Raw genomic sequence first — 20,219 nt, 5'->3', positions numbered from 1 at the left:
GCGAACTGCGAGGCGGTTATGGACCGGCACAGCATGCTGGTCGTGCAGACCCTTGCCGACGAAGTGCCCGCCCCGCACGATGGGACCGGCGTGGTGGGTGATCGGTCTGTTTTTCGTTTTTGCCCAACCGGCAGCCGGACAGTTAATCGATTCGCTCGATGCGTACCCACCGCGGTGGTCGTTGGACCAGGACGATTGTGACGCTCGGATTACCGAACACGGTCACGCGCCGGATCCAGCGGCAGAAGGCGGCGCCTGTGAAACTTTAACGATGCTGGCATCACACGGGACCAAGGCGGTCCTGATCTACCCGATCGAACCGGTTCGCCCAATCGATGAACTGACCGCGACCGTGCATGTCAAAGGTTTGCATGAAGGCGTGCGGATTGGGTTCCGGGTGCGGTTCCCCTACATCGTCGACCCGCAAACGAAACGGGCCGCGGCGGTCATCGTGTATGGATCGTCGTACAAGCACGTCGGCGAATTTCAAAAGCTGGGTGTCGGCGCGATCATGCGTGACATGAAGCTGAAACAGGTGGCACTGCGAAACGAATATGGCAGCCGAGCGGACGTTTCCTCGCCGTACGTCGATGCGGTGGCAATCAATGCCTACGGCGGTCCTGGCAGCAGTTCGCTGCGGATCGATGAACTGAAAGTCGACGCGATGGTGCCTTTGGCGGGTGACCAAACAGCGGGCGGGTTGCGTGGACGCGATGGAAGCGTGTCGGTATTGAAGGCGGGCGAGTCGATGCCGCCGTCGGACCCGCATAGTTTGAATTCTCAAATCAGCCCAATGACGCCCCAACAGGCCGCGTTGTCGCTTTCCAGCAATCCGGCTTTTCCGTTGGGCAAGGTGACGCGGGTTTTGCAGCACAACGGCGAACCGCTGTCGTGGGTCCGCTCACTGGGCTTTGATGCGGTTTGGCTGGACCATCCGCCTGATGCATCGATCTTGTCTGAAGCGATCGCGGCTCGGATGCAGATATACGCTCCCGCGCCTTCTTCGCCGGATCCGAAGCTGCAGCCTTTGTTGGAACCGATCGCGGGATGGATCGTGGCGACTGATCGCCCGATGGACTCTCGCAACGAACAATTGATCGCGGCCGATATTCAGCGTCTTCGTAAGTTGCCGACTCGTTGGCAACGGCGACTGGTAGGTAGCCCGGTGGAAAAGTTCCGCGAGTATGGTGCGGCGTTGGATGCGGTCGTGTTGGACGCACCGCCGCGAGTTCGAAACCTATCCGATCTCGAAACCAAACAACTGCGGCACCGGCAAAGCGTTCGGTCGGGAGCGTGCCCGTTTGCGGTCGGAATCAGTAGTTCACCGGACCCGGTCGCGATTGAGCAGACCAATGCGATTTCCAGCCGGATTGGAACTCCGGAATGTGAGTCGTTTCAGTGGCATGGGATGTGGCGTCAGGTGGCGGCCGCGATCGCGGACCGTCCGGCGGCGATCGTTTATCGTTCGTCGCAATCGTTGGCATCGGGCACACCGCTGCAGCAAAACCGGGCGATGGCGTTGTCGTACGTGAATCGTTTTGTGGCCGCGATTGAAACCTGGGTCGCTGGCAGCACGCCGGATTTGTCACCGATGATTGTGCGAGACGCGGCGACGTCGCAGCCAATCTATGTGGGGCATCGTTTTCAGAAAGGGCCGACGACAATTATCGTAATGACATCGGCGATGCATCGGGGTGATGCGACGTTGGCGGGCGATGGGAAGTCGTTGTCGATCGGGTTACCACCCGAAGACCAGGGGAAAATGGTGTGGCGGTTGACTCACTTTTCAGCCGAGCGGTTAACCCCAGAAACGTCGACGCGTGGGACGACTTTGGAAATCGTGTCGCCAGACTTTGTCGAGGTGATCGCGATCAGTGGTGAACTGTCCGAGGCTGGGCGGTTGGCGACTTCAACCAAACGTTATGCTCGCCAAGCCGCACTGGATCGGTGGCAATTGGCGGGCGACGCGATCCTGCGCAGTGAACTGAGTTGGCAACAAGCGGTGGCGGGCCGCGTCGTGGGTCGGTCGGCGCCGCTGGATTTATTGCAGGTGGCGAAGTCATCGTTGGCGAATGCCGAAGAATTGGTGCGCGGCGGGCAGGTTGATTCTTCGTTGCGATTGGCGCGGCGGGCGGATGCTTGGATCGCGAAAGCGGACTGGATGCTGCACGATGGTTTGGTCGAGGGCGTGCATCCGGGGGATGCGGTTGCCATCGCAGGTGACGACGAACCGTCACCGTACATGCCGGGCCGATTCATTAGCAGTCCGCCGTTGATGGCGGGGAATTACGAAACACAAATCGCCTGGTCGCCGTTGTTGAAGACGCCGATCAATCCGAACTTGAAGATGTTGCCGTCGGTGACCAACCAAGTGGGCACGCGGTCGCGTTGGGGCACCAACCGGATCGCGGGCGGTGATTTTGAACGCGGGAACATGACCGGCAGTGCAACGAACCGAGCAAAGTTGTCGCCCGACGAGGTGCCGGCGGAGGCGTTTGATGTCTTCGATGGGGCTTCGGTGCTGGAGCGTGAGGGGTGGACGTTGGGAAAACGTCATAGCCAATGGGCGCACAGCGAGGCGACTTGGATCGACCGAGGTGCGTTTTCGGGCAAAGGTGCGTTGCGGGTTCGGGTCACGCCCAACGGCGAGGCGGATTTGCCAGGCGGGTATGAGGGAACGTGTTTGATGGTCCGCAGCCCGCCGGTGCGATTGCCGCCATCGAGTGTAGTGCGAATCGACGCGATGGTGCGCACGCTGGGTTTCAGCGGCCCACATCAAGGGCTGTTGATCTACGACAGCGTGGGCACTCAAGCGATGGGGGTGCTGGTTGGCCAACGGCCTGAGTGGACTCCCGTGACCTTGTTCCGGCAAACGGGTGACGCCACGGATCTATACGTGATGGTGGAAGCCATCGGTGGCGGTGAGGCGATCTTGGACGAGATCCAAGTCCGAACCTGGGAGACGACCGCCAACCCCGCCGACTCCATGCGGCCGATCGATACGGCGATGCTAGGCGAGTAGACGATGCGGTGGGGATTTAGTGCTCGAGTTGGTTGGGATTCCATGCTGCGCCCTCAACAATAACAACGGCTAACTAGAGACCCGCCCTCCCCCTCGCTTCGCTCGCCCCCTCCCAGAGGGAGGGGTTCTTTGGCTGACGTGTTCCGACGGGAAAACCAACCCAAACTTCTCCCGACGAAGTGGGGAGAGGTCGAGCAAAGCCGTTCAGGCGTATGCGAGGGTGAGGGCTCAGCATGGGATCCCGCCGATAACAACAGCTTCCTAGCGACCCGCCCTCCCCCTCGCTTCGCTCGACCCCTCCCAGAGGGAGGGGCTCTTTGGCTGGCGTGTTCCGACAGGAAAACCAACTCCAAACCTCTCCCGACGAAGTGGGGAGAGGTCGAGCAGAGACGTTCAGGCGAATGCGAGGGTGAGGGCTCAGCATGGAATCCTAAACCATAAATCCAGCTAACTAGAGACGCACCCTCCCCCTCGCTTCGCTCGCCCCCTCCCAGAGGGAGGGGTTCTTTGAGTGGCGTGTTCCGACGGGAAAACCAACCCAAACCTCTCCCGGCGAAGCGGGGAGAGGTCGAGCAGAGCCGTTCAGGCGAATGCGAGGGTGAGGGCTCAGCATGGAATCCTAAACCATAAATCCAGCTAACTAGAGACACACCCTCCCCCTCGCTTCGCTCGACCCCTCCCAGGGGGAGGGGTTCTTTGACTGGGCTGTTCCGACGGGAAAACCAACTCCAAACCTCTCCCGACGAAGTGGGGAGAGGTCGAGCAGAGCCGTTCAGGCGAATGCGAGGGTGAGGGCTCAAAGAAGTGCGGAAACGTTCTAAAGCCGCGTATCTCTCCAACTTGAGGGTGCCGGGACGAGGGAGAACCGATCTTTCGACGAAAGTTACATTTTCATTAAAGTCCGGACGCTTTCATTTGTCGGTGTACTCGCGTAGTGGCTTTTTCTTTCGTGCAATCCAATTTCACGCTATTACCGATTCCCAATGGGACGTCGATCCGCGGTGAGGTCGATTCTTGTCGATTGGCGAAGCGAGCTTGCGAAGGATCGGGCTGGCGCACCAACTGGCGATCGCTGATGCGAATCGTCGCTTCCCTATTTTTCATCGCGTTGCTCGGCCACAACCCGGTCAACGGGCAAGACGCCACCAGCATCGATGCGGACAACGGTTCGGTCGAGGTGCTCGGGCGTGAGCCCGAGCAAGTGGGACAGGGGCCGACGCCGGATTCCACCCAAGGCGAATCGAAGTCAACTGAACCGTTGGACTTCTTGGCGGGTGGTCCCGAAAAGTGGACCAGCCCCGAGGGCATGAGCGGCAGCCTGCAGGTCATGTTGCTATTGACGGTGCTTTCGATGGCGCCGGCGATTTTGTTGATGACGACCTGTTATGTTCGCATCATCATCGTGCTGGGACTTTTGCGACAAGCGATCGGTTTGCAATCGTTACCACCCAGTCAAGTGATGACCAGCGTGGCGTTGTTCATGACCTTGTTCGTGATGACTCCGGTGTGGACTCGTGTTTACGAAGACGCGATCGCGCCTTACACCGATCCTGAAATTGAGATGTCGCTTGAAGAGGCATACGAGGCTGGGTCGATTCCGATTCGCGAATTCATGTCGCAGCAAATTGACGTTGCCCGCAACCATGACGACGTGCACTTGTTCTACAGCTACATGGACGCCGACGCGCCGCTACCCAGCACGTTTTCGGAAGTGCCGATGCGAGTGCTGTTGCCCGCGTTCATCCTAAGCGAATTGAAGACCGCCTTCCTGATGGGGTTCCAGATCTATCTACCGTTCTTGATTGTCGACCTGGTCGTCGCCAGTGTCACGATCTCGATGGGGATGCTGATGTTGCCACCTGCGGTGATCTCGCTGCCGTTTAAGTTGTTGTTGTTTGTCTTGGTCGATGGCTGGCGTCTGGTCGTTGAGATGTTGATGAACAGTTTTGGAACGATCTAGCTGGGCTGCAAACTCAGGGGCCTTCTGATTGCTCTTAGCCAATCAATTACGACGAATACGAACTCGCCAGCGACAACTGGCAAACGAAATCCTGTTTCAAGACGACCTTCCAAACGAAATCCCTTGATGTTGTTAGCCCTTCTTGATTCATCCGCCGCCGTCGACTTGGCTCGCGAAACGCTGCTGGTTGCTGTCGTGATGGCCGCACCGATGCTGATTGTCGGGATGGCGGCTGGATTGATCATCGGCCTGATTCAGGCGCTAACGCAAATCCAGGATCAAACGGTATCGTTCGTCCCTAAACTGCTCGCCATGGCGGCGGTGTTGGTGGCGTGCTTGCCTTGGTTGATGACTCGGATGCTGGAATTCACCCGCTCGGTATTTGAAAACGCCGGCGGCTTGTAACGATGGCGGAACCGTTCATCCTGCAAGATTTGGTGGATTGGTGCCTGGCGCACTTGGTGGTTGCCGTCTTGGTTCTGACCCGACTGGGAATGGTGGTCACAGCGATGCCCGCCATCGGTGCGGGAGTCCCCAAGCGTGTCCGCGCTCTGCTAGCGATCACGATGACACTGTTGTTGTTGCCAACGTTGGCCGAACGTCCAGGCATGGATTCGCTACCGGAAATCAGCAATTTGCTGGACCTGGCGTTAGCGATCGCCCGCGAAGGATTGATCGGACTACTGATCGGGGCCACGGTGCAAATCGTGATTACAGGAATTCAACTTGCCGGCGAAGCAATCACCAGCACCGGCGGCATGCAACTGGGCGATTCGATCGACCCCACCACACAAGGTAGTATGCCAGCGATCGCGAAATTGGTCGGTATGTTGGTAACCGCGATCATGTTGCTCAGCGGCGGACACCGGGTGATCTTGAGTTTGTTAGTCCAAAGCTTCGATGCAATGCCGCCCGGACAGGTCGTCTTCCACGATTCCATCATGCAAGCGGTGATCGATTGCATGACCGGAGCCATGGCGTCGGGCGTACGTGTTTCCGCGCCGGTGGTAGCAGCATTGTTGCTAAGTAACTTGGTGACCGGTTTGATCAGCCGCACAATGCCACAAATCAACGTTTTGGCGATCGGCTTGAGCGTGAACTCACTGGCGTTGCTTGTCGTGACTTCGCTGACAATCGGCTCGGTAGCGTGGATCTTCCAAGAGGATCTAGCTGCTAGTGTTGAACGTCTTTCCCTGATTTGGGCACAAGGCGGTTAAGGCATGTCCGATGGAGACAAGAAACATTTCGCGTCAGAACGCAAGCGGCGTCAGGCACGCGAGCAGGGACAGGTTGCTAAAAGCCAAGACCTGACTTCGGCGGCCTTATTGCTAGCGGCATTGTTCGCGATGAAGTCGATCGGTGCGCGGACTTCCGCGATGCTGGCCAGCGGCATCGAAGAGGCGCTTTCAGATTCCCGATTGATCGCCTACACGCCTCAAGAGGCGACCAACGAACTTTTGCGATTGGCAGCCAGACTGGCGATCGCGTCGGCTCCGATCTTGTTGCTGATGTTGTTTGGTGCGGTCGTGATCAACGTGACCCAGGCGGGATTGGTGTTATCGCCCGAGCGGTTGATCCCCAAGCTCAGCAACATCAGCCCGTTGTCTGGAGCGAAAAGGATCTTGTCGATCCAGGGCGTGATGCGTCTGATCTTTGGGATGTTCAAGATCAGTCTGATTGGTGTGGTGGCCTACTTCGCGCTGCGAGCTCACAAAGACTATGTGATGTCGATGGCCGCGATGTCGATTCCACAGATCGCATCAGGGATGTTCCAAACGTTGGTCGGCGTGTGTTTGTGGATCGGTTCAGGCTTATTCATCTTGGCGCTATTGGAATGGGCGTTCCAGAAATGGAAACACGAACAAGACTTGATGATGACCGACCAAGAAGTCCGCGATGAAGCCAAGGATACCGAGGGTGACCCGCAAGTCGCAGCCCGACGTCGTCAGGTTGCTCGCCAAATGGCGATGAATCGCGCCAGCAACGATGTTCCGACCGCGGATGTCGTGGTCAGTAACCCGACGGAACTTGCCGTGGCGATCAAATACGACCCGCATTCGATGCCAGCTCCTATTGTGGTGGCAAAGGGTGCGGGCATGATCGCGCAAAAGATTCGGCGGACGGCGCTCGAAAACGGGATTCCGGTGGTCGAGCGGAAGCCGCTCGCTCAATTGTTGTACAAAACCGTCGAAGTGGGCCAAGAGATTCCGGCTGATCAGTACCAAGCGGTTGCCGAAGTGCTTCGCTATGTCTATCAATTACAGGGCAAAAAGATTCCTCAGGCAGCCTAAAAGTTCTCATGTCCGACCTCGCCGTGACCCACCGATTCGTCATTCCGGAAGCGGCACTGACCTGGTCAGCAACCCGCAGCAGCGGACCGGGCGGCCAAAATGTGAACAAAGTGAATTCCAAAGTCACGCTGCGTTGGAAGCCGGAATCGCAAGAAGGTTTCGATGATGCGTGGCGACGGCGATTCGAACTGCGGTATGCAACGCGGATCACCAAAGAAGGCGAATTGGTGCTGCACAGCGAAAAGACACGCGATCAAATTCGCAATCTCGCCGATGCGAGGTCTCGGCTGGTTTCGATGTTGCTGGAGTGCCGCCTTCCCCCCAAAGCTCGAAGAGCGACCCGGCCCACTTTGGGCAGTAAGAAACGACGAATTGAGGGAAAACGCCGTCAGTCGCAAAAGAAGCGGATGCGAGGCGCACCGGGGCGAGATGATTGAAGGTTCTCATCGAGCGACTCGTTGATATACTGACCATTGGCGGCGAGACTTTGATCGCCGTTTTTTTGTTGACGCACTCCCGTCTTGGATATACATGACACGCCCCCGGCATTTGGACGAACTTCTCAAGAAATGGGCTTTTGATCCGGCAACGCTGAACGTGCGGATGATCAAAGGCAAAGACGATCGTGACGTCCTGCAAATGCGGGTCGACATGGGAATCTTGCAACTCGAAACCACCGGGCGGCCTGACGGCGAACTGATCAGTGGATCGGAAAGCTATCTCGAGCACCTTCAACTTTGTCGGTTGGACAACAGCGAATACGCGCTGACAGAGAAGGACTGCAACGAAATCGATCGCGAGTTCATGCAGTTCTATCACCGGCGAATCTGTTGGTTACGGCTGCAGTTTTATCACCGAGCGGTGACCGATGCGGACCACACCTTGCGATTGATGGACTTGTGCGAAGAACTGTCCGACGATCCAGAGTGGACGTCCACCCACGAACAATATCGTCCGTTTGTGTTGTTTCATCGTACGCAAGCCGAAGCGCTTGGCGAACTGGAAGAAAACACTCCCGAAGAAGCGGTCCAAGCGATCAACCGAGGCTTGGAAGTGCTGCGAGAGTTCTTCGTCAAACACGAAGCTGAAGAACACTTCGATGAAGACGAATTGATTGTGCGATTGATCGACCTGCGAGAATCGCTGCGTAACGAGTATTCCGTCGGGCAAACTCTTCGCGAACGTCTCGATCAAGCCGTCCAGCAAGAACAGTACGAACTGGCGGCACAACTACGCGATGAGTTGACCAAGCGAGAAACGCACTAGCGCTTCATCCATATTCAACTTTGGGGTGTAGTGGGCGAGGCGACGAGCCCGTCCGGTTGGTGAGTGGACGGGATTCGTCGCCTCATCCACTACGATCAACCCCAAAATGAAATGTAGCCAAAGCACTAGTGCTTCATCCAGATTCAAGTTGGGGGTAGTGGGCGATGCGACGAGCCCGTCTGGTCGGTGAGTGGATGGGATTCGTCGCCTCATCCACTACGATCGAAGGTGGCTGAGAGCCGCCTTTGAGCGGGCCACTATTTAGCTGAATGTGATTTCAGCATTTCGACGACGGAGTCGTGACCGTTTTTGGCGGCGAAGTCCATTGCGGTGTCACCATCGACGTCAGCCAACGCGGCATCGGCGTTGCTTTCCAAGAGCTTCTTAACCACGGCGTCTTGTCCTTCCGCGGCCGCAAACATCAGTGCCGTGAAGTGTTCTTCGGCGTCAACAAAATTGACGTCCGCGCCGGCTTTCAAGATTGCGGTGACGGTTTCCAGATTCGGGCCCGTTGACGCATACATCAATGCCGAACGTCCAAACTCATCGCGGTGATTGATTTCAGCTTTGTTAGCGATCAGATAATCGACGGTATCGGTGTGCCCGTCGAACGCGGCAAGCTGCAGAGCGGTACGGCCTTGTTCATCGGCCACATTGACCGACATGCCCGATTCGATTGCCGTGCGAACTTCGGCAAGCTTGCCTTCCATTGCCGCCTCGCGAAACAAGTCTTCGGCCGTCGGTGGAGCCTGAGGCACGCCAGGCCCCTGCGGTGAGCCGGGCCCCTGCGGCGCTCCCGGAACCTGTTGCTGAGGCGGGGCTGTAGGCGGAGCGGAAACGATGATCTCGGATCGGTCACGCCGCTTGAAGTCTTCTGGCTTAAGACGCTCGCTATCGCAGCCAACGGAAACGATCACGGCGACGATGGAAAGCCAACGCCAAGCTTGGAATGCGGCGAGATGATTCATGGGCTTACAGACAGAAAAGGCAGGCTGAGGGAAAGAGCGGCGGAAAAGAAGAGTCGGCTATCAGCCTCAGCCAATGTGGCCGAACGCTCCGCGGTCGGAATTTTAGAGTTGTTCTTCACCGACCGCGGAGCGTTCGGCCACGATTTGTTAAGCCGGTGCTAAGTCAGGCAACCGGGTTGGCCGGCCGGTCTCGTCGATGCAGGCGATCAAGGAATCCGCCTCGACGATCAAGGTGTCACCGCGGTGGATGGAATACCGATGACGCATCCGCACTTTGCGGACCTCGGTTACCTCCGTCGTGACGGTCAAGACGTCGTCGAAGTCAGCGGCAGCGTGATAGCGGACGTTCATTTCGGCCACCACGAGCCGTTTTCCGGAATCTTCGATTGCTTTGTAATCGTGGCCGATGCTGCGTAGCATTTCCACTCGACCACGCTCGAAATAGTTCAGATAATTGGCGTGGTGAACACGTCGCTGGCCGTCGGTTTCTTGGTAAGCGACGCGAATTTCAAGCTGATGGCGGAGCACGAAAAGTCAGGACCTAAAAAATGCCGAGGTGATCGCGAGCGTCATCGGTCATTCGTTCAGGTGTCCAGGCGGGTTCCATCACAACTTTCACGTTGCACGACGCAACTTCGTCAAGCGACTCAGCGGCGGCCTTGGTGCCGGCAACCAATTGCGGTCCAGCGGGGCACATCGGGCTGGTCATGGTCATTTCGACCTGAACCTCATGTTTGCCCTCTTCGTTTTCTTCCCCAACCTCGACGACGTAAACGAGGCCCAAATCGACAATATTGACGTACAATTCGGGGTCAATGACCTCTTTCAAGGCTTCGCGGACTTTGTCTTCGGCTAAGGCCATGGGATCGTTCTCAAGGGAGTGAAAGTTTGAACGGGGTGATCACGCTCCAAATTAGAGCGTGATACTGCAATGGTCAATCATTCCTTTGGGCATTCCTTTGGCCGAACCATTGCAAATCGGAATTTGAAGCCGGGCAGTTTTCGGTGCAGCGGGTTTTCGTGAGATATTAGGCAGGTCACGCACCGTGCGGCTCGAACCATTGTATCCACCCGCCCAGCGATATCGGCTGAATCAGCGAATTCGCCACTGCCGCAAATCCGCCACCTCGGTAACCCTAGGGATTAATCCAGATTCAAGTTGGGGGTAGTGGGCGAGGCGACGAGCCCGTCTGGTCGGTGAAGTGGATAGGATTCGTCGCCTCATCCACTACGATCACCCCCAAAATGATATGTAGATGAAGCACTAAGGATTCCACTCGGTTAGGCCAGCCGGATCGATAGCCTGATGATTGTCTGTCGCTGGCAAGGCCGCCACCACTGGTGAGTCGACCATGGCCGAAACGACCGGCCCCAAAGTCGACCAAGGGCGAATCGCCTGGATCGTGAGCGGCCCCATGCCGTTAACCGCCTCGACATCCGCCCAGCTACCGAAGTCGCCGTGCAGGTCGCGATAGGCAACCAAATCACGCACGAGCTTGTCACCGAGCCCAGGCAAAAGCGTCAATTCCGATTCGCTGGCCGTATTCAAGTTGATGCAAATCGGACTTTGTGCCAGCGATTCAACCGGCGAAAGAGTTGCCGAGCTGGGTGCAGCCGACGTGCCATTCGAGAACAGGCTTAGCCACTGTCCAGCCATCAGAACCGCTAGCAGGACGACGAACACCACTTGAGCTCCGCGCAATTGCAGCGGATGCCCGGCCTGCTCAATCGGCGAATCGGTTTTAGATTGTGGCGTTGGCACGACCTTCTGCTCGACAGCCGCTTCTCGCCTGGCCGCTTCTCGCTCTGCTGTTTCTTGCTCGACAGTTTCTTGCTCCGCTGCCGCATCCAGCTCGCTCGGATTCTCAATCATCGTTGCCCTCCTTAGACCGCCCCAGATCATGCCTGACCGAAGCAATCTGAAACCCTACGGCAAAGCGTGGGCTCGATCGACTGCGGACAGCGATCCCAGTCTAAAGGTTTTATCGCCGACGGACCAAACGAAATCCAGATCGTTCAGCTAACCGAAGCGTGCGGAGCGTCTGGGGTCGACTCAAACGCGACGCCAGCGACTGCCTTGCGTCGCTCTCGATGAGTCGCCAAGCCACCCAACAAGATTGAGCCTCCAACCAGGCAAGCGAACGCGATCAAGGCAAACACACCGACAACGGCCAATCGACGCAAAAGTCGATGATTGTCAATCAACCGACTAAGGATCGCTTGATGGGATTCGTCAAGCTGCAACAGGCACGCACTTTCATAAAGCGTGTCGTCACCCGATTGAACTTCGCCGTCGTAACGACGCACGATCAACTCGTCGCGAATCCAGTCCATCTCAACCGTGATCTGCTTCGAATCAATGTGTTCCCTGTATTTCGCGGCCTGTTGATCGATGTAGTTTTCCACTGCACCGCGAGCCATCACCTCCATCATCTCCGCAGCCGCTTTCGGCGACGCTTGAGGTTGCGAAACAACAGTGATCGAAATCGAATCCGCAGCATCGGCTTTCCCCACTTGGCGACTATCGGGACTAGCCGACTTGCGTCCTGTCGGCGAGTCGATCCAGTGCGGTCGATCGTCGGGATACTCAAAATGGTCTAACGGCGCGACACTCAGGTTGGCCGACCGAACAGCGTCTTTCGCTGCAAGCTCGTTGCTCTTAGATGACTCGCTAGCGGTTTTGGCTGAACTGTCTTTAGCAGCACTTTCGTTGGCTGAACTCTCGCTAGCCAGATTGTCCGCTTCTGGAGTTTCTTGAACCGTCTCAACGACTTGTTTATCGGATTGCGAGTCAGCTTGTTTATCCGCGGCTGACACCGTCATCGCGGTGCCACTTAGCGAACAAGTCATCAGTGTGACAACCAAGAAGATGTGGGATATTTTCATAGCATCAAACCTGCATAGCGCGGAGCGTGGCAACGGAATCAGCCTTCACCCAAGGTGCTGACAATTGAGTCATCACGATGATGCCGCCCACGATCAACATGCCCGTAGGCTGAGGAACGGGGATAATTTGATGGACCACCCATTCGCCAACCACGGCAACGGCAACGGCCCACAAACTCAACCGACGGCGACGCAATGGATCGACGGGTTTCCACATTCGCAACAATCCGAACAACAAGGCAAAGTGCCCCATCATCGCGGCAGCCTTCGGCACTCCGGAAGATTGATAGAACGATACCGGAAGCGCCGTCGCATCGATGTTTCGTTCCAAGCCCATGTCCATTGGCACCATCAACGCTTCGGCGAGCAGGTAAGCGACCACGCCCACACCCGCACCGAGGAACGACGAAATGAGTCGACGAACAAAGCCTTCACCATCGCTCGATTCCCAAGCCTTCCCAAGTCCGAGCAAACCGAATGATCCGATCCACACGACACACGCCATCCACACGTAAGGCGACAACGCCATCGGGCTGATTTCGGTGTTGCGAAGTCCGATCACGGACGTGATCAACAACAACGTTGCGGCCACGACCAACGAGATCATTCCTGATGTGGACCATTCCGCCGCTTGGGTCAAACGCGATCGGGTCGATAACGATTGACGAAGCATTTGCCGGACCTGGGCTTTGGACGGTGGCTTACTGGGAATAGCATTAGGGTGGGGTACCGATGGATTCACCGCCGACGCGAACTGGGCGGCATGTTGACCGCGATAGTGCCCCGCAACCGCAGCACCGTTATGAGCGCTCACGTTGTCGGGTTCGGAGATCTGCAAGACCATGTGCCGGATGATGTAGTACGGCACATAGAAGATTCCGACCAACGAAAGCATCGGCAACAACCAATGCGTGTTGAACAGCAAGATCACCGCCGCCGCGATCACAATGAAAAACTTCGAACCGGGTGAGCGTTCAAGATTCGCCCACCATCGGTTTAAATCTTGAAAGCTATTGCGGACCGCTCTCGCGAGAGGCTCTTCGGGTGAAGGGTTACGCAGCGTAACCGGCGGCATCCCCGGAGCAGGATTTCCAGGACCGGGTTGAGCATTTCCATTCAGGTGTGGCGAACGATCGAATTGGGGCGAAGTGGCAGCTTGTGGCGAAGTGGCAGCTTGTGGCGAAGCGGCAGCTTGAGAAAACGCAGCAGCCCGCTCGGGCGTATCGCCTGGGCGAGCTCCGACCGGCGACACGTTTTCACGCTTTTGCACCGGAGTCTTCGCTGATCCAACGGCGGACGCGTAATAGTAAATGCCTGGGGCGTTTTCCCAAGGCAACATCGCCATCATCGACGCGACATCGGACGGGCGATTGGCCGGATCTTTTTCAAGACACGCCGCGATGCAGTGGCGATAGGGCAACGGCACCGACGACAAGTCCGGTTGGGCCGAAAGGTGTTTGATGATGATCTCTTGAGGGGATTCGCCTTCGAATGGTGTCCGCCCCGTCAGCATCTCATACAACATCACGCCCATCGCATAGATATCGATTTCGCGTCCGTACTGGCCACGCCCAATTTCGGGTGCCATGTAATGGAACGTGCCCACGCTTTCGGTGTGACCGCCACGGTGAGACGTCGAGATGAACTTACTTAAACCATAGTCACCCACTTTGATAACACCGCTGTCATCAAACAGGTTACCGGGCTTTAGGTCACGGTGAACAAGCCCAGCACCATGCAAATGATCGACGCCCGCAGCCATACCTTGAAACCACCGTTTGATTACTTCGATCGGTAGCCCCGTGGGTTCCATCGACGCCGCGTCGTGTTGATTGAACACTTCACGAAGGTTTGGGCCGTCGACATATTCCATCACCACCCAAGTTTGGTCTTCGCGGTCTCGGCAAACGTCATGCACGGACACGAGGTGGTTGTGTTTCAAATTCAAACAATGCGAGACGCCGCGAAGTTCGACGTCCAGGTTCCGCTGAATCCGCTTCAGCGCGACCTCTTTGCCCGCCTGGCTGATTGCGAAGTAAACCTCGCCGAACCCGCCCATCCCAATACCTCGTTGAATCGTGTACCGATCCAAAACGAGTTCATCGGGGGCGTGAGTGAAGTTCATGGCGGAAAAGCTTGGCACAGGGGTATGTGAGAGAGAAGTAACCGTGTCGGCGACAGCAACCATATTATCCTACCATCGATTGGTGGAAGCCTCTTCAATAGAAACGTTCCGCGGAGATCATCTCCGCTCCAGAATTGGTTCCCTAAATACTGTTTGGCGGACCGCCAGTTTCGCGGAAGCCATGACGGCTTCCGCGAACTTACGTGCGTACTTGGGGGCCGCACCCAGACCCTTATCGGGGTCCATTCACTACAGCGAGCTATCGCTGCTCAAGTCGATCGAAACCAACGCTTTGGAATCCTTGCCTGCCAATCCGTCCATGTAGGCGGAGATGTCACTGAGCAGGTTTTCATCCGAAGGTTCATCCAGATCGATTTCGCCGAAGTACTCGACATCGACTGCCATCGTTTCTTCTTCAACATCGATCCGAGTCGCAATCTCGTCAAGCAATTCACGCGATCGAGACAAGGCACTGTCGTCCAAGTTCAACTGGCTGCTGGTTTGAGCCACTCGCAAGGCACCTAAACGAGCTTGCAGGTTTTCAACTTCCACTTCCAATTGACGCTTGGCATCGAGCATGGCTTCCATGCGTTCGCTAGCGGATCGCAACGAAGCTTGGCGAGCGGAAAGCATCTTTTGCAGCTTTTCTGAAGTTTGTTGCCGAGTCTTGAATCGCTTAAAGCGGTTCGACAAATCCGACTTCACTTGCACCGAGGTGTAAGTTTTTCCGCCATAGCTGTAACGATCGTTTTCCGTGCGTAGGTCGTCGCTAAGTCGTTCGATTTCGTCTTGAGCCTTGGCAAGCCGTTGATCGGTATCACCGAGTTGACGTTCCAAACGGACCACTTCGATTTTCTCTTGGGCGATGCGGCGAGCATTGTCATGAATCTCCGGTTTTAAATCGGCGATCATTTGACGAGCCCGTTTCAGTTCCCACTCCAACGGCACAGCGTCGTTGGCGGAATTCGTGAGATAGTCCCATCCACAACGGGCGTAGGACCCGACGGGCGTGGCCAGGGTGATACCTGAAAGCAGGGCGAACGTTGCTCCGGTCATAAATAGTTTGCGTAACATCGCGGGATTTCCTTGTAGGAGGGTGTCTGTGGCCCCAGGGTGTCCATTTCCAATCACGATGCGTGACAGGGAAATCAGGGCTAACAATCAACTCTTCGAACTAGGCGGGAAGTTCTTGGCAAAGCAGGCGCAAAAAAACGAAAGAATGGGTCGAAACGGCAAAATCCCGTTAATCGAGGGCGTCTGGCATTCTGCAGAGGGGTGGAAGTGCGCACTAAAGTGGCAGTGCTGGCCGGAGTTGGCCGCTAACCGACAAATAGAAAATTTGGCAAGAACGAAAAATCCAGAACGTAAACATTGGCGTCAGCAGTCTTTACGAGCCGATTCTATTACAAGACAGTTTTTGGGCATCAGAATTGCCGAACTTTTTTATGCCCTGACCCTTCTAACTAATGTCAGACGCGCATTTTTATGGGAGTTCATCATGTCCACCTCTTACGAATCACAGCCCCACGGCGATAGTGGTGAGGCTACGGTCCGATCGACGACAGCCCCTTTGGATTGGGCTTGGTTGATCGAACGAGTTGAAGAGCGCAACGATCTGGAAATCGATTTTGGTTCTTGGCTGGATGTGGAACTGATGTCGCTGGAATCTTGCCTCAGCGAATTTGCCGTCTCGGATTCCGCCCGCAGCAGCGGTCGGTCTAGCTAGAGACGCTCTATCAAGCAAACGCCACAAGCTATTTCGTGTGGATGGGCTATCGGTTCATCCACACTTGCAAACTTAGCGGACGAGACAGCATGTCCATCCCGTTGCCGGGTATTGGACGAGGCAATGAGTCCTTCAGACACTCTTTTCTTTGGCGGTGACTCAACCGCAACCTTCGACGACGCCATCCGCGGTTACGACCGGCGAACGCTTTCGTATTTCCGGGTGATGATCTCGATGGCTTGATCGATCTCTTGATCGGTGGAAAACCGCGAGACGCTGAACCGAAGCGCCGAATCGATCTCCGCTTTGCTGGCGCCCATCGCCATCAGCACATGGCTCGGCGGACTGCTTCCACTGCTACACGCTGAACCACTGCTGCAGGCCACGCCGGCCATGTCCAAGGCGAGCAACAGGTTTTGGCGGTCGGCACCGACAAACGACACACAAGTGGTCGACGGCAACCGCTTCGCGTTTTGCCCGTGAACGACCACTTCGGGGAAGCGATCTTGGATTGCCTCTTCGAGCCGGTCTCGCAAAGCCGCCATGTGTTTGGATGCGGCCGGGAACTCTTCGATCGCCAAAGCGGTTGCCTCCGCGGCCCCGGCAACCAACCCAACCGGCTCGGTGCCTGGACGGGTCCCCAATTGTTGCTCGCCACCGTACATCGACGCTTGGATCTCAATTCCGCTGCGTAACCACAAGAAACCCACGCCCGTTGGCCCGTGATACTTGTGCGGTGTGATCGTGGCCGCGTCGATGCCCCACTGAATGAAATCAACCGGGACCTTTCCAATCGACTGTGTGACATCGACATGCAGTGACACACCACACCGACGACAAATCCGTGCGATGTCTTCGATGGGCTGAATCACGCCGGTTTCGTTGTTGGCCGACATAACGGAAACAAGCCCGGCCGGGTGGGCGGTCTGCTGATCTTGAGCGATGATTTCTTCGAGCCGGTCGACCCGCACGACTCCGTCCGCATCGACCGGAATCATCCGAATCGGTCGTGCACCGGATTCCACAGCCTGCGCCGCCGCCAGAACGCTGGGATGTTCAATCGAACTGACCAGCAGACTGGTATCGGGCGCGCCTAATCCCGAGATAGCGGAATTGTTCGCCTCCGTTCCGCCGCTGGTCACGATCAACCGATCCGCGCCGACCCGGGTGAGATCACTGCCCAGAACCTTGGCGATACGATCGAGCGATTCTTCCAACCGGAAACGCGCCCGTTGTCCGAACTGGTGTTGGCTGGACGGATTCAGCGGTCCTTGCATCAGCGTTTCGTTTAAAACGCCAGCAACGCGGGGATCCATCGCCGTGGTGGCGTTGTTGTCGAGATAAATCATGTCAGTTCGGGACGATCGCGTCGGCAGCGGCTTCTTCGGTCAGGGCGTCGGCCAGCTCATCTCGCCCGGCGGCTCGCATGTCACGAATCAGACTGGTGTATTCGGTTTCCAAGTACTCGTCGACCATCGAACGCATCGTGACGGGATCGTCCAGTTGCCCGACAATTTCAAAGATTCGGGGCATTAACAGGTATAGCTCTCGCTGGGACAGCTTACCGATCGTAGGCCAGAATTCTTGGGCCATTTTGGGATGCTTGTTGCTCCAGTCTTTCCAAAATGGGACACCGTCGCGGTGCAGACGCAGTTGCTTCATCAACAGGGCGGCGTCATCGTTGACTGCTTCGCTGTTGCCTCGCTGGAGCGAAACGAGATGCCACTGCGATGGTTCCAAAGCAGGCGGCTGGATCCAGTTCTTTTGTGTCAGCGTGAGGGCGGCGATGGGAGTCGTCGTGGTTCGCCGAATGGGCGTGATTTGCAGGTGAATCAGCGGAATTTCATAAAACGTGAACTTCCGCGACCGAAAATGCGTGGGCGAGAACTCTTCGCCTTCGACGTACCCGGTCGTGCGTATGATCGCAAAGAGCACCAACGCCAGCACGCAGCCGGACAGGATGATCACCCACAGCGATGAACGATTGGCGATTGGTTTGGTCTTGCTCATGTCAGCATGGTAGCGGGTCGCGGGCATTCAGCGGAATTCCGCATCTTGGCGGACATCAGGACAAGATCCTAACCGGTCTGGTGACCGAGCGATCACTTGGGCATGATGAGGCGATGCGAAATCACGGTTCCTCCCGGTCTCCCTGGCAAAGAACGACGTCCTGGCAACGGGCCGGGGCATGGCCGCGCACGGAAAAAAGTCGGGCCCCAAATTTACTCAATCTGGTCGGACTCGCCGAGTCGGGCGGTACGGCAGCGGCGGAAGACCTGCTTTCGGACGATCCAGCCGAGGGTTCGGACAGCGACGACGCGGTCAGTTTGGATCCCGCGGTGGCCCGAAGCCGGGTCGAAGCCTTGTTATTGATCGCAAAATCACCACTCAGCTACCGGCGGTTGGCCGCATTGGCTGAATTGGAGGACGCCACCCAGGCTCGGACGCTGGTGGCGGACTTGAACGCGTTGTACGATGCCAACGGTAGAGGAATTCGCATCGAGCAGATTGCCGGTGGCAGCCGAATGATGACCCGAGGTGTGGTCAGTCCATGGCTGCGAAGACTTGGCGTTTTACCTGATGCGATCCGGTTGAGTTGGCCGATGATGGAAACGCTCGCGATCGTGGCTTACCGCCAGGATGTCACGCGAGCGGATGTCGAAGCCGTTCGCGGCGTTGCCTGTGGCGAGATCCTGCGTCAACTAATGTCGCTCGATTTAGTCCGGATTAGTGGACGCAGCGAGGAGCTCGGTCGACCCTACCTTTACGGAACCACCAAACGTTTCTTACAAATTTGTGGATTGGCGTCGATAAACGCATTGCCAGCGATTGACTCACGGGGATTCTGTGAGGATGTTTCTGGTGCCGATGAGGCTACTGCAAACGAAGATCCTGTTGGTGATCCCGCCAACCCATCCCCCACCCCTGAACCGGACACACAAACCGGTTCCCCAGTTTCCAAGGAGTCCGACGTGAGTATCGCAGCGACCGACGCTCTCGCCACCGATTCGGTGTTGTCATCCATCGCCACCGCCTTGACCGGCGAAGGCTTCGCAACCGCTGTGGCCGATCCGGTCACATCCGATGCTGTGAATCCAGCCGCCGTCATCGAAGACGAAGAAGATGACCTCTACGAACGCGGGCTAGATGACGACGACGATGAAGATTTCGTCGACGACGAGGACGACTGGGATGACGACGAGGACGATGACGACGACCTCGATGAGGATGAGGATGATGACGAGGAAGACGAAGACGAAAAAGACGACGTGGACGACGACAGCTGGGAAGAAGTCGACGACGACGAAGCCGATGAAGATTGGGACGACGACGAAGACGAAGATGACTGGGATGAAGACGATGACGACATGGACGACGACGAAGACGATGAGGAAGAAGCGTAAGCACGCAATCTCTCATCCCATTAAGTCATGGATGGGGCTTAGCAGAAGAGACGTCATGGACGAGGCAACGAGTCCATTCACCCACGAACTGGACGAGCATCAAGCTCGTCTCGCAAGGTAGTGGACGAGGCGACGAGTCCGATCAGCTAGGAACGAGACGAGCCGACGAGTCCGTTCTACCTGGCAACCGATGCGGCAACGCATCCTTATGACACGAACTGGACCGGGGACGAGTTTCCTCGTCCACGACGGTCAAAAAAAATCAGGCGAAGCACTCAGCATTCGCCGAGGCCAAGGCGTTTCCAGCTCGCTGTTCTCAGCTTGCAACTTCTAACTTGCAACTTCAGCCTTCCCAAAGCGGCTAGAGCGTTTTAGAGAAGGATGTAGGCGGTGTCGCCAGACTACGGTGCTCTGAATTCTGTCGAATCCAGCTACAAAGACCAATCACGTAACGACCTAAAGTAGGCCGGATGAAGGAGGCTTTGCGACGCACATCCGGCAATCGCGTGAATGCCGGAACGTCGCTGCGCTTGGTCCGGCCTACGAAGTCAGCTTGCTACTTCTAACTTGC

18 protein-coding genes are annotated in these 20,219 nt (G+C 56.7%); 9 read left to right on the top strand and 9 right to left on the bottom strand.

Translation table 11 applies throughout. The features are described from left to right. Positions 1-52: 52 nt before the first annotated feature. From ACR3ZL_RS06925 to ACR3ZL_RS06895, 7 genes are all read left to right on the top strand, one after another. The gene (locus tag ACR3ZL_RS06925) at positions 53-3,022 is read left to right on the top strand and encodes a hypothetical protein (protein ID WP_486173317.1); all 2,970 of its coding nucleotides are present in this window, start codon (positions 53-55) and stop codon (positions 3,020-3,022) included. A 1,075-nt stretch (positions 3,023-4,097) separates the two neighbouring features. Continuing rightward, positions 4,098-4,982, top strand: coding sequence for a flagellar type III secretion system pore protein FliP (gene fliP / locus ACR3ZL_RS06920; protein ID WP_473653380.1), 885 nt, complete (start codon positions 4,098-4,100; stop codon positions 4,980-4,982). 126 nt (positions 4,983-5,108) lie between these two features. After that, entirely contained in the window at positions 5,109-5,387 is a 279-nt protein-coding gene (gene fliQ, locus ACR3ZL_RS06915) for a flagellar biosynthesis protein FliQ (protein WP_473648609.1), read from the top strand. 20 nt (positions 5,388-5,407) lie between these two features. Further along, positions 5,408-6,199, top strand: a complete 792-nt coding sequence (locus tag ACR3ZL_RS06910) for a flagellar biosynthetic protein FliR (RefSeq protein WP_473653381.1) — start codon at positions 5,408-5,410, stop codon at positions 6,197-6,199. A gap of 3 nt (positions 6,200-6,202) precedes the next feature. After that, a complete protein-coding gene (locus ACR3ZL_RS06905) occupies positions 6,203-7,273 on the top strand; it encodes an EscU/YscU/HrcU family type III secretion system export apparatus switch protein (protein WP_473648610.1) in 1,071 nt (356 codons plus the stop codon). An 8-nt stretch (positions 7,274-7,281) separates the two neighbouring features. Continuing rightward, positions 7,282-7,710 carry an alternative ribosome rescue aminoacyl-tRNA hydrolase ArfB gene (gene arfB / locus ACR3ZL_RS06900; RefSeq protein WP_473648611.1) on the top strand — a complete coding sequence of 143 codons (429 nt, stop codon included), beginning with the start codon at positions 7,282-7,284 and terminating at the stop codon, positions 7,708-7,710. Positions 7,711-7,804: 94 nt separating this feature from the next. Further along, positions 7,805-8,539, top strand: a complete 735-nt coding sequence (locus tag ACR3ZL_RS06895) for a UvrB/UvrC motif-containing protein (RefSeq protein ID WP_473648612.1) — start codon at positions 7,805-7,807, stop codon at positions 8,537-8,539. Between the two features lie 257 nt (positions 8,540-8,796). On the opposite strand, the gene ACR3ZL_RS06890 is transcribed toward ACR3ZL_RS06895, so the two are convergent. The 7 genes from ACR3ZL_RS06890 to ACR3ZL_RS06860 form a co-directional block, all read right to left on the bottom strand. Beyond that, positions 8,797-9,507, bottom strand: coding sequence for an ankyrin repeat domain-containing protein (locus ACR3ZL_RS06890; protein ID WP_473648613.1), 711 nt, complete (start codon positions 9,505-9,507; stop codon positions 8,797-8,799). 147 nt (positions 9,508-9,654) lie between these two features. Next, the gene (locus tag ACR3ZL_RS06885; protein WP_473648614.1) at positions 9,655-10,035 is read right to left on the bottom strand and encodes an acyl-CoA thioesterase; all 381 of its coding nucleotides are present in this window, start codon (positions 10,033-10,035) and stop codon (positions 9,655-9,657) included. Between the two features lie 13 nt (positions 10,036-10,048). Then, positions 10,049-10,369, bottom strand: coding sequence for a metal-sulfur cluster assembly factor (locus ACR3ZL_RS06880; protein ID WP_473648615.1), 321 nt, complete (start codon positions 10,367-10,369; stop codon positions 10,049-10,051). Between the two features lie 402 nt (positions 10,370-10,771). After that, positions 10,772-11,380 carry a ComEA family DNA-binding protein gene (locus ACR3ZL_RS06875; protein WP_473648616.1) on the bottom strand — a complete coding sequence of 203 codons (609 nt, stop codon included), beginning with the start codon at positions 11,378-11,380 and terminating at the stop codon, positions 10,772-10,774. 143 nt (positions 11,381-11,523) lie between these two features. Beyond that, positions 11,524-12,393: a hypothetical protein gene (locus ACR3ZL_RS06870; RefSeq protein ID WP_473648617.1), complete on the bottom strand. Its 870-nt coding sequence runs from the start codon at positions 12,391-12,393 to the stop codon at positions 11,524-11,526. Positions 12,394-12,397: 4 nt separating this feature from the next. Then, positions 12,398-14,581, bottom strand: a complete 2,184-nt coding sequence (locus ACR3ZL_RS06865; protein ID WP_486173316.1) for a serine/threonine-protein kinase — start codon at positions 14,579-14,581, stop codon at positions 12,398-12,400. Positions 14,582-14,767: 186 nt separating this feature from the next. Then, positions 14,768-15,592, bottom strand: a complete 825-nt coding sequence (locus ACR3ZL_RS06860) for a hypothetical protein (RefSeq protein ID WP_486173315.1) — start codon at positions 15,590-15,592, stop codon at positions 14,768-14,770. A gap of 58 nt (positions 15,593-15,650) precedes the next feature. Between ACR3ZL_RS06860 and ACR3ZL_RS06855 the strand changes: the two genes are divergently transcribed. Further along, positions 15,651-16,244 carry a hypothetical protein gene (locus ACR3ZL_RS06855; RefSeq protein ID WP_486173314.1) on the top strand — a complete coding sequence of 198 codons (594 nt, stop codon included), beginning with the start codon at positions 15,651-15,653 and terminating at the stop codon, positions 16,242-16,244. A gap of 191 nt (positions 16,245-16,435) precedes the next feature. Here ACR3ZL_RS06855 and ACR3ZL_RS06850 read toward each other — a convergent pair whose 3' ends face one another. Together ACR3ZL_RS06850 and ACR3ZL_RS06845 are read right to left on the bottom strand one after the other, a co-directional pair. After that, entirely contained in the window at positions 16,436-17,593 is a 1,158-nt protein-coding gene (locus tag ACR3ZL_RS06850; RefSeq protein WP_486173313.1) for a cysteine desulfurase family protein, read from the bottom strand. A gap of 1 nt (position 17,594) precedes the next feature. Continuing rightward, the gene (locus ACR3ZL_RS06845) at positions 17,595-18,254 is read right to left on the bottom strand and encodes a hypothetical protein (protein WP_486173312.1); all 660 of its coding nucleotides are present in this window, start codon (positions 18,252-18,254) and stop codon (positions 17,595-17,597) included. On the opposite strand from ACR3ZL_RS06845, the gene scpB reads away from it, so the two are divergent. Beyond that, positions 18,221-19,648, top strand: coding sequence for an SMC-Scp complex subunit ScpB (gene scpB / locus ACR3ZL_RS06840; RefSeq protein ID WP_486173311.1), 1,428 nt, complete (start codon positions 18,221-18,223; stop codon positions 19,646-19,648). The two genes, ACR3ZL_RS06845 and scpB, sit on opposite strands and share 34 nt — an antisense overlap. The last annotated feature ends 571 nt before the right edge of the window (positions 19,649-20,219 follow it).

The organism is Rhodopirellula sp. J20-39 (assembly GCF_057365095.1).
Note: the sequence above shows the minus strand (reverse complement) of the source record. Positions and strands in the feature narration are given on the sequence as shown.

What these genes read in the sequence shown, in the direction of transcription:
- fliP (WP_473653380.1), top strand. Translation starts at nt 4,098, where the DNA reads ATGCGAATCGTCGCTTCCCTATTTTTCATCGCGTTGCTCGGCCACAAC.
- fliQ (WP_473648609.1), top strand. Translation starts at nt 5,109, where the DNA reads ATGTTGTTAGCCCTTCTTGATTCATCCGCCGCCGTCGACTTGGCTCGC.
- ACR3ZL_RS06905 (WP_473648610.1), top strand. Translation starts at nt 6,203, where the DNA reads ATGTCCGATGGAGACAAGAAACATTTCGCGTCAGAACGCAAGCGGCGT.
- arfB (WP_473648611.1), top strand. Translation starts at nt 7,282, where the DNA reads ATGTCCGACCTCGCCGTGACCCACCGATTCGTCATTCCGGAAGCGGCA.
- ACR3ZL_RS06895 (WP_473648612.1), top strand. Translation starts at nt 7,805, where the DNA reads ATGACACGCCCCCGGCATTTGGACGAACTTCTCAAGAAATGGGCTTTT.
- ACR3ZL_RS06890 (WP_473648613.1), bottom strand. Translation starts at nt 9,507, where the DNA reads ATGAATCATCTCGCCGCATTCCAAGCTTGGCGTTGGCTTTCCATCGTC.
- ACR3ZL_RS06880 (WP_473648615.1), bottom strand. Translation starts at nt 10,369, where the DNA reads ATGGCCTTAGCCGAAGACAAAGTCCGCGAAGCCTTGAAAGAGGTCATT.
- ACR3ZL_RS06875 (WP_473648616.1), bottom strand. Translation starts at nt 11,380, where the DNA reads ATGATTGAGAATCCGAGCGAGCTGGATGCGGCAGCGGAGCAAGAAACT.
- ACR3ZL_RS06870 (WP_473648617.1), bottom strand. Translation starts at nt 12,393, where the DNA reads ATGAAAATATCCCACATCTTCTTGGTTGTCACACTGATGACTTGTTCG.
- ACR3ZL_RS06865 (WP_486173316.1), bottom strand. Translation starts at nt 14,581, where the DNA reads ATGGTTGCTGTCGCCGACACGGTTACTTCTCTCTCACATACCCCTGTG.
- ACR3ZL_RS06860 (WP_486173315.1), bottom strand. Translation starts at nt 15,592, where the DNA reads ATGTTACGCAAACTATTTATGACCGGAGCAACGTTCGCCCTGCTTTCA.
- ACR3ZL_RS06855 (WP_486173314.1), top strand. Translation starts at nt 15,651, where the DNA reads ATGCGTGACAGGGAAATCAGGGCTAACAATCAACTCTTCGAACTAGGC.
- ACR3ZL_RS06850 (WP_486173313.1), bottom strand. Translation starts at nt 17,593, where the DNA reads ATGATTTATCTCGACAACAACGCCACCACGGCGATGGATCCCCGCGTT.
- scpB (WP_486173311.1), top strand. Translation starts at nt 18,221, where the DNA reads ATGAACGATTGGCGATTGGTTTGGTCTTGCTCATGTCAGCATGGTAGC.
- ACR3ZL_RS06845 (WP_486173312.1), bottom strand. Translation starts at nt 18,254, where the DNA reads ATGAGCAAGACCAAACCAATCGCCAATCGTTCATCGCTGTGGGTGATC.